The organism is Pseudomonas sp. B33.4 (genome assembly GCF_034555375.1).
Classification (GTDB): Bacteria; Pseudomonadota; Gammaproteobacteria; order Pseudomonadales; family Pseudomonadaceae; genus Aquipseudomonas.
The window spans coordinates 4,565,346-4,575,617 of record NZ_CP140706.1; the positions used below are offsets into that span (position 1 = coordinate 4,565,346).

The window sequence follows — 10,272 nt, forward strand, 5'->3', positions numbered from 1 at the left end:
AGGCAGACCGCATTATCGTTCATCGCGAGCAGGCTCACTCCTACATTTGGAATGCGTTCTCCATATAGGAGTGAGCCTGCTCGCGATGAGGCCAGACCAGCCAACACAAATCAAGGGCATGAAAAAACCCGCTGACTGTTTCCAGTCCAGCGGGTTTGTTTTTGCCCGGCCGCTTATTGCGCGGCGGCCTGCCCTTCCATCTTCTGGCGCAGGCTCAGCGGACGCATGTCAGTCCAGATCTCTTCAATGTAGGCCAGGCATTCCTTTTTCAGGCCGCTCTTGCCTACAGTGCGCCAGCCTTCTGGCACGGCTTTGTAATCCGGCCAGATCGAGTATTGCTCTTCGTGGTTGACCACGACCTGAAAGAGGATGTCCTCGCGGTCGAATACTGACGTCATGCTGGTTCTCCATCGCTGTAAGGGTGGGCTGCACGAGGGGTGCAGCCGGGTATGTAGAAAGAACGTTCGGCGCAGCGAATAATTTACAGCGCCGCCGTGGCAGCGGCCAAAGCGCGACCGAAGATTTGCGCAACGCGGTCGATTTCGGCGGCAGTGATCACCAGTGGTGGCAGGAAACGCACCACCGCGCCATGGCGACCGCCCAGCTCCAGAATCAGCCCACGCTTGAGGCATTCGCGCTGTACCAGCGGCGCCAGTCGTGCAAACGCCGGCGGGTGGCCGAGCGCATCCCGCGTACCGTTCGGCTCGACCAGCTCGACGCCGAGCATCAGGCCACGACCGCGAATGTCGCCGAGTTGCGGAAAGTCGCGCTGCAGGATGCGCAGGTGTTCGCTCAGGCGCTCGCCCATGGCAGCGGCGTGTTCGCAGACCTTGTGTTCAACCAGATAGCGCATCACCGCCGAACCTGCCGCCATGGCCATCTGATTGCCACGGAAAGTGCCGGCGTGCGCCCCCGGTTGCCAAGTGTCGAGCCAGTCACGGTAGACCACCACGGCCAACGGCAGGCTGCCGCCGATGGCTTTGGACAACACCACCACATCCGGGGTGATGCCGGCGTGTTCGAAGGCAAACATCTTGCCGGTGCGGGCAAAACCGCTCTGGATCTCGTCGACGATCAGCGCCACACCGGCTTTCTCGGTGAGCCGGCGCAAGCCGCGCAGCCACTCGATGTCCGCCGGAATCACGCCGCCCTCACCCTGCACCGCTTCGACGATCACCGCTGCGGGCAGTTGCACGCCGGCTTCAGGGTCGTTGAGCAGGTTTTCCAGATAGCTCAGGTTGGCCTTGACGCCCGCCGCGCCGCCGAGGCCGAACGGGCAACGGTAGTCATACGGGAACGGCATGAACTGCACGCCACTGCTGAGCAAGGCGCCCAGCGGCTTTTTCGGCCCCAGGCTGCCCATCAGGCTCAGCGCGCCCTGGCTCATGCCGTGGTAACCGCCGGAAAACGACAGCACGGTGCTGCGCCCGGTCGCCGTGCGTACCAGCTTCAGCGCCGCTTCCACGGCATCGGTGCCGGTCGGGCCGCAGAACTGGATTTTCGCTTCAGCCGCGAGGGCCGATGGCAGCAGGCCAAACAGATCCTGGACGAACTGATCCTTGACCGGCGTGGTCAGGTCGAGGGTGTGCAGCGGCAATTCATCGGCCAGTACCTGCTGGATCGCTTCGATCACCACCGGGTGGTTATGCCCCAGCGCCAGCGTACCGGCACCGGCCAGGCAGTCGATGAAGGTGCGGCCTTCGACGTCTTCGACATACAGGCCTTTGGCACGCTTGAGCGCCAGAGGAATACGCCGCGGATAGCTGCGAGCGTTGGATTCCTGCCGGGCCTGGCGGGCCAGCAATGGCGACTCATTGAACTGGTACAGCGTTTCGGCCGGCGCCGAGCTGACCCGGGCCGACGACTCTTCGATAAGGCTGGTGGCGACTGACATCTCTCGACCCCTCAATTGGCTATGGATAGTGACCAAAACAGCACACCGGACAGGTGCGCATTCCGATTGCGGGGCGCACTTGCAGGTTTTCCTGTTCTGGAAACGCTTAAGGAGCCTGAGGATTTAGCCTGTGACCGAATTGTCAGACCGGCGCTGCCAGCGACTTGTGCATGGGCAGGGTCTGCAAGCCTTGGTATTCGAGGGGCGGCGCTGATTCGCGATAGCCCAGACGCCGATAAAACGCACGACCGGTACGCGTGCTGTTGAGGTCAGCATGAGAAGCGCCGCAAATCCGTAACCAGCCTTCCAGATCCTGGATCAACGCTCGCCCGACGCCCCGGCGAAATGACTCTGGCTGCACGTAACACAGCGAAATATCGCCACTGACCTCGGCCATGCCGACACCAACCGGTCTGTCCGCCCACAAAGCAATACATAGATAGAAGTGAGGATCGGCAAGTCGAGCGCTGATGAAATCGGCGCATTGCCGGCCGATCCATTGGCTGACGAGTAGCGGATCATTACGGTGGTCGAGCGCACAACCGATGCGAATCGAACGTTCGATGATGCGGCTGATGATACCGGCGTCGGCCAGGATGGCCGGACGAATGCAGATGGGTGCTTCCATGGCGCGGTTCCCTCAATCCATTGAGTCAAAGCTGCGTTGACCTTACCCCTCCCCCTGCCGGATAGCGAACGCCGAGAAGTTACATTTGATGTGTCTGGCGCGATTTCCTGCGGGAGCTGCCGAAGGCTGCGATCTTTTGATCTTGATCTTGAAAAACAAAATCAAAAGATCGCAGCCTTCGGCAGCTCCTACACAGGCTGTGCTGAAATCAGACAGGCTGCAACGGCATGGTCAGCTCGACCCGCAGGCCATCCGGGCGGCTGTCGAAATGCAGGGCACAGTCGCAGCGCTGAACGATCGCCTGAACAATTGCCAGGCCGAGGCCACATCCGGTGCTCTGGCCGTTGCGCCAGAAGCGTTGGGTCAGGTGTTGCAGATCATCCGGCGCAATCCCCGGGCCATGGTCGCGCACGACAAAACGCACGCGGTTGCCAATGGTTTCCAGGCTCAGCTCAACCGCGCAGTCTTCGGGCGTATGGCGCAGGGCGTTGTCGAGCAGATTGCGCAGCGCCGCAATCGACAGCACGGCCGGCATTTGCAGCGGTGCAACGGAAAGTCCGGTCGGCAGTTGCAATTTGATGCGCAGGCGCTCGCCCCCCGTGGCGTCCTGAATCGCCAGGCGTGCCACTTGTTCGGCGCTGCATTGCGAGCCGTCATCGAACGACAGACTGCCCTCGACCCGCGCCAGCAACAGCAGTTGTTCGAGGGTGCGATGCAGACGGTCGGCGCCCTCTTCGGCCCGCGCCAGCGACTGATCGCGGGCATTGCCTTCAGTCATGCGCGCGACTTGCAGGTGCGTCTTGATCGCCGTCAGCGGGCTGCGCAGTTCATGCGCTGCGTCACCGGTCAGGCGTCGCTCACGCTCGATGGTCTTGCCGATGCGCTGGAACAGTTGATTCTGTGTTTCGAGCAGCGGTTTCAATTCGCTGGGGAAGGTCTGGATCTGCAACGGCTCAAGTGAGTCGGCATTGCGCCGCATCAGCGCTTCACGCAGGCGGTTGAGCGGCGCCAAACCCTGGCCGATGCCTAGCCACAGCAGGCACAGGCAACCGAGCAACGCCACGCCTACCGGCACCGACGCCGCCAGCAGAATCGACATGTTCAGGGCTTCGCGCTCGATCTGCCGATCGGCGGTGGTAATGCGTACATCGCCCCGGGCGAGGGTGAAACTGCGCCACGGCGCGCCGTCGATCATCTGGTCGTGGAAGCCCATTTTCTCGGCTTCCAGCGCCTGTTCGGGATTGTTGTGGCTGCGCGCGAGAATTTCCCCGCGCAAGGAGCTGACCTGACAGGCCATGCCACCGGGGATATTCAGTTGTTCGGCACTGAAATGCGTGCCCTCGCCTTTGCTCGGCAAGGTCGGCAACTGTTCCAGCAGCCCGGCCACCATGCGCGCCGAGGCCACCAGACGCTGGTCGAGGGAAAACATCATCTGATTGCGCAGATCACTGAGCATCCAGGCCGCCGCCAGCGCCCAGATCAGCGCAAACGCGGCGCCGAGGGTCAGGCTCAGGCGCAGTCGCAGACTCATCACTTGCCTTGATCTCCACCGTCAGCCGGCCCGAGACGATAGCCCAGACCGCGCACGGTTTCGACGATGCCTTTGCCCAGTTTGCTGCGCAGGTGATGAATGTGCACGTTCAGCGCGTTGCTTTCCAGCTCATCGTTGAAGCCGTAGACGCTGTCCTTCAACTGCTCGGTGGACAGCACCCGGCCGCGATTGTGCAGCAGCGCCTGCAACAGCGATTGCTCGCGGCGCGACAAGTCCACCGGGCGCCCGGCCAGGGTGGTTTCGCGGCTGCTCGGATCGTACGTCAGCGCGCCATGCTCGATCAGATTGACGCTGCGCCCGGCGACGCGGCGCAACAAGGTTTGCAGGCGGGCGAACAGTTCACGCAGATCGAATGGCTTGAGCAGGTAATCGTCCGCCCCGGCCTGCAAGCCATCAACACGGTCAGTGACCGAGTCGCGCGCGGTCAGAATCAGCACCGGAATTTCCAGGCCGCTCTGACGCAGCTGTTGCAGCAGCTTGAGGCCATCTTCGTCGGGCAGACCGAGATCGAGCACCATTACGTCGAATTCGGCAACCTTGAGCATCGCCCGCGCTTTCGACGCGGTGTTGACGTGTTCAACGGTCAAACCCTGAGCCGTGAGACCGGCAACGATACCGCTGGCGATCAGCTCATCGTCTTCGCAAACCAGTACGTGCATGGGTGCTCCGCAAATAAAAAGGCGAGTGAATCAGGCGAGGATTAAGGCGTAATTATGGCCGCCACTGGCGTTATCGGGAAGCCGGGACAAAAACCCGACCTCGATATTCGGGCCGACAAGCAAGGCGCGCTGCCTGCCTGAAACTTTCGCCAATATAAAAACCGACACAGAAACAATTCTCGCCTATATCGCAGGTCTGCCGTCATTTAGCGTTGAACTGGCAACTTCACAAGGATTCTCTAAAAGGATTTATCAACATGCCACAACTTGAAAACTTTGTTGCCCTCGACTGGCGTGCAGGCCCTGACCGGATTTATTTCTTCTTCAAGAACAGCGACACCTATTCCCGGTTCGATCTGGGAGCGCGCACTGTTACGGACAACTATCCTGCCTCGACCGCCGGCAGTTGGGACTCGTTTGATCCGTTTACCAAAGACCTGCGCTTCGGCCTGACGACCACCTCATTCGGCTTCAATGCCGGCTCGGACGAAGATATTGCCTGGTTGTTCTTCTACCAGGGAACAACCCCCATGGTGTGCAAGTACGATCAGGACAAGGACAAGGTCGCCAGTTTCCAGAAAGTCGCCGACTCGATCTGGAAGCCGATATTGCCGTACTTTGAGCGGATCATTACCGGCACATGGTTTCAACTGACCGGCCAACCGTTTCTGTTCCGCTTCATACTTGATGACGGTCATTATCTGTCGTTCAACGCCAAGGCAAAGACACTGACCCGCAAACCTTTCGGCGAATATCAACTCGGCGTGCTGAAACCTTACAAGGACCGGATCATCACCGCCGCCCAAAACGACCGGACGCTTGCCGACAGCTACTGGTACATCTTTCTGACCAACAACCAGTACCTGATCTACAACATTCAGACAGACCGGCTGATCTCGGGCCCGCACACCATCAATGACACTAATTGGCCGGGCCTGTTGCGAGGCGCCTCCCAGGATTGAACCCACAAATCAGGCGTATTTGCACGCGTGCCGGAGCTGCCGGACGACTGATTGGACAATCGAGGGGGGCCTTGTAGGATACGGTTAATTATCGGTTAATCGCCGCCGCCCATTCTGCCCCCCACTTGCACAGGGACAAGGCTCCTCCATGCGTCATTTTTTTCTTTTGTTTGCTCTGCTGATTTCCAGCCTGGCCCAGGCCGGGAACAATCCATTCGAGACAAAACCGGAGTTTCTGCCGGTCGACCAGGCATTCGTGCTCACTTCCGAACGTCTGGAATCCGGTGAAACCCAGCTGTTCTGGCAAATAACCGACGGTTATTACCTGTATCAGAAGCGTTTGAAATTCGACGGACTGAGCGCGGAGCAACAGCCGGCGCTGCCTCAAGGCGAGTCGCATAGCGACGAGTTTTTCGGTGAACAACCGGTCTATCGCCAAGGGCTGGAAGTGAAAATCCCGGCCTCGGCCAGCGGTCAGATCAAGGTCAGTTATCAGGGCTGCGCCGACGCCGGTCTGTGTTATCCGCCGCAAACCCGGGTCATTGATCTGGGCGGCAAATCCGCAGTGGCTGCAAGCGCCGAAGCGCCGGATCAGGCCTTGGCCAGCAGCCTGCAACAACGGGCGCTGGGCTGGAGCTTGCTGGTGTTCTTCGGCCTCGGTCTGTTGCTGGCGTTCACGCCTTGCACGTTGCCGATGCTGCCGATTCTGGCCGGCATGGTGGTCGGCAGTGGTGCCACCCCGCGTCGCGGTTTCGCGCTGGCCGGCAGCTATGTGATCTGCATGGCGCTGGTGTATGCGGCGATGGGCGTGATTGCTGCGCTGCTTGGTGCGAATCTGCAGGCGTGGTTGCAGAATCCGTGGCTGCTCGGCACCTTCGCCGCGATCTTCGTGGTGCTGGCCTTGCCGATGTTCGGTTTCTTTGAACTGCAATTGCCGGTGGCCCTGCGCGACCGCCTCGAACACGCTTCGCGCAGTCGCAGCGGTGGCAGCCTGATCGGCGCCGGGGTACTCGGAGCATTGTCCGGTCTGTTGGTCGGCCCGTGCATGACCGCGCCGCTGGCCGGTGCGTTGCTGTATATCGCGCAGAGCGGCAATGCATTGCATGGTGGCCTGATTCTGTTTTCACTGGGCATCGGCATCGGTGTGCCGTTGTTGTTGCTGGTGACCGTGGGCAATCGCTTCCTGCCCAAGCCCGGCGCGTGGATGAACCTGCTCAAAGGCGTGTTCGGCTTCCTCTTTCTCGCCACCGCGCTGTTGATGTTGCGCCCGGTGCTGGATGCTTCGCTATGGCTGGGTCTGTGCGGTGCACTGCTGTTGATCGCCGCGTTCTGCGCGTGGAAACAGTCCGAAGGTTTTGGCCGCGTCGCCCAGTTGTTCGGCGCCAGTTCGTTGTTGCTCGGCCTGTGGGGCAGTCTGCTGGTGATTGGCGCGGCGGGCGGCAGCGATGATCCGTATCAACCGTTGCATGTCTACAGTGCCGGTCGTGTCGGTACTGCGGCGCCTTCGGCTCATGACGCATTCATCACGATCAAGGATCCGGCGGCACTGCAAAGTGAACTCGATGCCGCCAAAGCCAAGGGGCAGTGGGTACTGCTCGACTACTACGCCGACTGGTGCGTGTCGTGCAAAGTCATGGAGAAACAGGTATTCGGCAAGGACAAGGTCATGCAGGCGTTGAGCGACGTGCGCCTGCTGCGGCTCGATGTCACCGCTGACAACGCGGCCAGCCGTGAATTGCTCAGCCGCTACAAAGTGCCGGGGCCCCCGAGTTTCGTCTGGATCGGCACGGATGGCGAAGAACGCCGCAGCCAGCGCATCACCGGCGAAGTCGATGCCGAGACATTCCTGCAACGCTGGGCTACCACCCGGGAAGCCAATTAATGCTGACTTTCACCCTCGGCACCTTTGCCATTGCGCTTAATCACCTGCTGCTGATCAGTGCCCTGGCGCTGGCGACCTTTGTCGGCTGGCGGGTGGCCAAGCGTGGCGGCGATAACCCCGAGTCGGCGTTGTTCAGCCTGTTTCTGCTGGGCATGCTCGCAGCGCGTGTTGCCTTTGTGCTGCTGTACTGGTCGCACTATCGCAATGATCCGTGGCAGATCATCGATTTGCGTGACGGTGGCTTCCTCGCCTGGCCGGGGGTGATTGTGTTGCTGCTGGTGGCGCTGTATCGCGGCTGGCGCCGTCCGGGCTTGCGCCGCCCGCTGGGTTTTGGGGTGGCCAGCGGTGTAGCGTTCTGGCTGTTGGCGACGCTGTCGTTGAACATCTATGAACAAGGCACCCGATTGCCGGACATCTCCCTGCGCAATGCCGCCGGAGAAACCATCCAGCTCAGCGACTATCAGGGTGGCCCGCTGGTGATCAATCTGTGGGCGACCTGGTGTCCACCGTGCCGACGCGAGATGCCGGTGCTGGAAAACGCTCAGCGACAGCGCCCGGACCTGACCTTCCTGTTCGTCAATCAGGCCGAAAGCATGCAAAGCGTGGCGACATTTCTGGAAACCCAGGGCTTGAGCCTCAACAACGTGCTGTTTGACCGCAGCGGTCGCCTCGGTCAGGCCGTGGGTTCCATGGCATTGCCGACTACGCTGTTCTATAGCCCTGACGGTCGGTTGCTGAGCAGCCACCTGGGCGAGTTATCCAACGCCAGCCTGGCGCGCGCGCTGGAAAACTTCGACACCCCGCCCCCGAATTCGAACCCGGCCACTGCACCGGCCACTTCTGCAAGGAAACTGCCATGCCCCGCCTCCGCCACCTGCTGACGCTGACTCTGGGCAGCGCCCTGCTGCACTTGCCGTCGGTGCAGGCTGCTGAAGAGTTGCCTGCGGCGATCAAACAGATCGAAGCCAAAGGCGCGAAAATCGTCGGCCAGTTCGACGCCCCCGATGGCTTGCGCGGTTATGCGGCGCAATATCAGAACCGTGGCATGGCGCTGTACCTGACCCCGGATGGCAAACACGTTTTGCTCGGTAATCTGTACGACGCCGACGGTAAGGACTTGAGCAGCGAGCCCCTGCAAAAACTGGTTTACGCGCCGATGGCCAAGGAAGTCTGGGCCAAGTTCGAGGCGAGCAACTGGATTCAGGACGGCAACAAGGATGCACCGCGCACCGTGTACCTGTTCAGCGATCCGAACTGCCCGTACTGCAACATGTTCTGGGAACAGGCACGACCATGGGTCAAATCCGGCAAGGTGCAACTGCGGCACATTATGGTCGGCATCATCCGCGAGGACAGCCCGGGCAAATCGGCGGCGTTGCTGGCGGCGAAAGATCCGGCCAAGGCCCTGGAAGATCACGAAAAGGCTGGCAAGGGCAGCTCACTGAAGGCGCTGAAGGATATTCCGGCGGCCGTGCAGACCAAACTGGCGGCAAACATGCAGTTGATGGAAGACCTCGATCTGCAGGCGACGCCGGCGATCTTCTATATGGATGACAAGGGCGAGCTGCAACAGCAGCAAGGTGCGCCTTCGCCGGACAAGTTGGCGAAGATTCTGGGGCCTAAATAATTTTCGGTGCCTGGACTGGCCCCATCGCGAGCAGGCTCACTCCTACAGGGGAATGCATTCCAAATGTAGGAGTGAGCCTGCTCGCGATTGAAGATCACTCGGTCTAACGGTTGCGCTCGCTGAGGAAAGTAAACAACACCTCGGTCACAAACTCCGGATTCTCCAGATTGGAGATATGCCCCGCCTCCGGCACCAGCACCCACGGGCAACCGATCAACTCGGCCATTTCCTTTGCTTCCGACGGTGGTCGTGGTTTGTCCTGATCGCCGCACATGACCAGCGTGGTCGGCGCATTCAACTCGCGCAGACGTGGCAACAAATCATCGCGACCAAAGGTGATACGCCCCATCGGTACGATGCTTTCGCGTAAACGATCGGACGAGTACGCCGCCAGTTTCGCGCGAAAATCCTGATACAGCGCCGACTGCGGATCAATACCCGGGCGGAAGAAGATCGGCACGACGATATCAAGCAATTGCTCGGAAATTTCGCCGGTTTCTTCGATCTGTTTAAACAGCGAGAAGTAGTACTGACGAGTCGGCTCAGGCTCGACACCAACATACGTGTCCATCAGCACCAGACCGTTGAGCCGTTGCGGTGCCGACAACGCCAGGCGCACGCCCCACATGCCGCCAACCGACAGCCCGACGAGGGTGACCTGATCGATGTCCAGATGATCGAGCAGGGCCTGCGCCTGACGGGCAATGTCGTCCAGTGAAGTCGTGCCCTCGGGTAACCGCCCCGACTCGCCATGGCCCCACAGATCCAGTGCAATCACCCGATAATGCGGCGATAACGCGGCAATCTGCGGCGCCCACATGGCCTGGTCCCACAGATAGCTGCCGGCCAGCAACACCGCCGGACCAGTGCCTTGATCAATGTAATGCAGCGCTTGTCCGTCAACCGTGAAAAAAGGCATCGACCACCCCCGCGACAAAAAAAGAGAACCGGCAGACTGAGCTGCTGGTTGCTGATCGTCAATCGGGCAAATGTCTGAAAATGTTCCTGTTGAATGTGTTGAATGCACTGACGCCATCGCTGGCAAGCCAGCTCCCACAGGTTCTAGAG

General features: G+C 60.5%; 10 protein-coding genes. 4 read left to right on the forward strand and 6 right to left on the reverse strand.

Annotation, left to right across the window (positions count from 1 at the left end; genetic code table 11):
- Positions 1-173: 173 nt before the first annotated feature.
- The 5 genes from U6037_RS20035 to U6037_RS20055 form a co-directional block, all read right to left on the reverse strand.
- On the reverse strand, positions 174-398 hold the full coding sequence (locus U6037_RS20035) for an MbtH family protein (protein WP_322844279.1): 225 nt from the start codon (positions 396-398) through the stop codon (positions 174-176).
- Between the two features lie 83 nt (positions 399-481).
- Positions 482-1,894: an aspartate aminotransferase family protein gene (locus tag U6037_RS20040; protein WP_322844280.1), complete on the reverse strand. Its 1,413-nt coding sequence runs from the start codon at positions 1,892-1,894 to the stop codon at positions 482-484.
- A gap of 142 nt (positions 1,895-2,036) precedes the next feature.
- Positions 2,037-2,522 carry a GNAT family N-acetyltransferase gene (locus U6037_RS20045; RefSeq protein WP_322844281.1) on the reverse strand — a complete coding sequence of 162 codons (486 nt, stop codon included), beginning with the start codon at positions 2,520-2,522 and terminating at the stop codon, positions 2,037-2,039.
- A gap of 208 nt (positions 2,523-2,730) precedes the next feature.
- Positions 2,731-4,053 (reverse strand): ATP-binding protein, encoded by a 1,323-nt coding sequence (locus U6037_RS20050; RefSeq protein ID WP_127929197.1) that lies wholly within the window; start codon positions 4,051-4,053, stop codon positions 2,731-2,733.
- Positions 4,053-4,733, reverse strand: a complete 681-nt coding sequence (locus U6037_RS20055; protein WP_322844282.1) for a response regulator — start codon at positions 4,731-4,733, stop codon at positions 4,053-4,055. Before U6037_RS20055 ends, U6037_RS20050 begins: the two co-directional genes overlap by 1 nt.
- A 257-nt stretch (positions 4,734-4,990) precedes the next feature.
- Here U6037_RS20055 and U6037_RS20060 point away from each other — a divergent pair, with 257 nt between their 5' ends.
- The 4 genes from U6037_RS20060 to dsbG all read left to right on the forward strand — a co-directional run bounded on the left by U6037_RS20060 (position 4,991) and on the right by dsbG (position 9,204).
- Positions 4,991-5,695 carry a hypothetical protein gene (locus tag U6037_RS20060; RefSeq protein ID WP_322844283.1) on the forward strand — a complete coding sequence of 235 codons (705 nt, stop codon included), beginning with the start codon at positions 4,991-4,993 and terminating at the stop codon, positions 5,693-5,695.
- Between the two features lie 148 nt (positions 5,696-5,843).
- Positions 5,844-7,577, forward strand: coding sequence for a protein-disulfide reductase DsbD (gene dsbD, locus U6037_RS20065; RefSeq protein ID WP_322844284.1), 1,734 nt, complete (start codon positions 5,844-5,846; stop codon positions 7,575-7,577).
- Positions 7,577-8,458, forward strand: coding sequence for a TlpA disulfide reductase family protein (locus tag U6037_RS20070; protein WP_322844285.1), 882 nt, complete (start codon positions 7,577-7,579; stop codon positions 8,456-8,458). The genes dsbD and U6037_RS20070 overlap by 1 nt, the downstream gene beginning before the upstream one ends.
- Positions 8,434-9,204: a thiol:disulfide interchange protein DsbG gene (dsbG, locus tag U6037_RS20075; protein WP_242205593.1), complete on the forward strand. Its 771-nt coding sequence runs from the start codon at positions 8,434-8,436 to the stop codon at positions 9,202-9,204. Before U6037_RS20070 ends, dsbG begins: the two co-directional genes overlap by 25 nt.
- A 103-nt stretch (positions 9,205-9,307) precedes the next feature.
- On the opposite strand, the gene U6037_RS20080 is transcribed toward dsbG, so the two are convergent.
- Positions 9,308-10,123, reverse strand: coding sequence for an alpha/beta fold hydrolase (locus U6037_RS20080; protein ID WP_322844286.1), 816 nt, complete (start codon positions 10,121-10,123; stop codon positions 9,308-9,310).
- Positions 10,124-10,272: the final 149 nt, after the last annotated feature.

Coding starts and splice junctions, on each gene's coding strand:
- U6037_RS20035 (WP_322844279.1), bottom strand. CDS start 398: ATGACGTCAGTATTCGACCGCGAGGACATCCTCTTTCAGGTCGTGGTC.
- U6037_RS20040 (WP_322844280.1), bottom strand. CDS start 1,894: ATGTCAGTCGCCACCAGCCTTATCGAAGAGTCGTCGGCCCGGGTCAGC.
- U6037_RS20045 (WP_322844281.1), bottom strand. CDS start 2,522: ATGGAAGCACCCATCTGCATTCGTCCGGCCATCCTGGCCGACGCCGGT.
- U6037_RS20050 (WP_127929197.1), bottom strand. CDS start 4,053: ATGAGTCTGCGACTGCGCCTGAGCCTGACCCTCGGCGCCGCGTTTGCG.
- U6037_RS20055 (WP_322844282.1), bottom strand. CDS start 4,733: ATGCACGTACTGGTTTGCGAAGACGATGAGCTGATCGCCAGCGGTATC.
- U6037_RS20060 (WP_322844283.1), top strand. CDS start 4,991: ATGCCACAACTTGAAAACTTTGTTGCCCTCGACTGGCGTGCAGGCCCT.
- dsbD (WP_322844284.1), top strand. CDS start 5,844: ATGCGTCATTTTTTTCTTTTGTTTGCTCTGCTGATTTCCAGCCTGGCC.
- U6037_RS20070 (WP_322844285.1), top strand. CDS start 7,577: ATGCTGACTTTCACCCTCGGCACCTTTGCCATTGCGCTTAATCACCTG.
- dsbG (WP_242205593.1), top strand. CDS start 8,434: ATGCCCCGCCTCCGCCACCTGCTGACGCTGACTCTGGGCAGCGCCCTG.
- U6037_RS20080 (WP_322844286.1), bottom strand. CDS start 10,123: ATGCCTTTTTTCACGGTTGACGGACAAGCGCTGCATTACATTGATCAA.